Origin of the sequence: Candidatus Oleimmundimicrobium sp., assembly GCF_030651595.1 — a bacterium.
Taxonomy (GTDB): Bacteria; Actinomycetota; Aquicultoria; order UBA3085; family Oleimmundimicrobiaceae; genus JAUSCH01.
Window position 1 is genome coordinate 1 of record NZ_JAUSCH010000020.1, and the last position, 1113, is coordinate 1113.

Sequence of the window (1113 nt, forward strand, 5' to 3'; positions counted from 1 at the left end):
CAAACACTTGCGACGCGCAGACCTGGCCGCTGTGTTACAGGTCTGTGTTACATCCTTGTGGTGCATCCAGTCCTGCCGGATGCGGCGGTCCAGCCAATCAACATTAGACGCCTTTCCCTTGGCAGAGACGATTCGTCGACCGCCCAGCACCCAACGCGAAAATATTGCACATTCTGCACCTGATGACTTCTTCACGCCGAATGAAGGTGTTCAGCTAATGACATGCCTCTCCGGTCCCACCGGTCCACGGTCCCAGCAATGATGGTCGCGATCATTTCCCGAAGATCGCCCTCAGAGCCGCACGCGACCGAGCCGTCAGACGCGGGTCGGTATTGTCGGATGCATCGCGCATCTCCATCAGCCAGCCACGTTCGTTCTGCGTGACGGGCGTGCCGAAGATTTCGGTGATCGCCTTCGCCGCCGTCGCGCCCACCGCCTGATCGAGCGCCAGACGCATGAGCATCGCTGCATCCACCTCCAGCGCCTTCGCCAGCGAGGGGACGCGGTCAAGCGGCACCTTGTTGCGCCCGTTCTTGAGGAAGGTCATCATGTTCGCGTTCGGGAAACCCGCCTCGGAGGCGATTTCAGCCTGGGTCTTGCGGTGCGACAGGTCGCGGATGCGGTCAGCGATCAGCTTCGCGGTCGAGGTATTCTGGTAAGGATTCATGGTGGTCTCTCTGCTGTGGTTGGTCACAGCACTTACCTACCGTGTCGCATGAGCGCAGTCGGGTGGGACTTGCACGCAGGTGGTCGGGATCTGCAATGAGACCGAAGTCCTAGAAAATCAGAGCTTGGTGAATGGGGGTGCAGCCGGTGCCAGCCAGCCGGGGGCGCCTGAACCTTCCGGGGTTGGCAGGGGTATGTTAGGTGATTGCCCAATCGATCCATTTCCGCTGTTCGAGCGCACTGACGTGCGTCGTAGGCTGCCTTTCTGTGTCACAACGAAACCCTGTTCGGTGTGAGTCATTCATCACGCGCAGTTGATTTCGATCAATGCCAACAAGAATGTGATTGTTTATCGAACAAGGATGCTCAGAGAGGTGGTTCGGTTGATCTGCACAGTTGCCGGGCGTTTTCTAAGTGGATTTCCGCCTCGGTTACGCCGCTACCGCC

The 1113-nt window shown here is 58.8% G+C and carries 1 protein-coding gene; it reads right to left on the bottom strand.

The features are described from left to right. Window positions 1-271: 271 nt before the first annotated feature. On the bottom strand, window positions 272-667 hold the full coding sequence (locus Q7U95_RS01560; protein WP_308751524.1) for a hypothetical protein: 396 nt from the start codon (window positions 665-667) through the stop codon (window positions 272-274). Between the last annotated feature and the right edge of the window lie 446 nt (window positions 668-1113).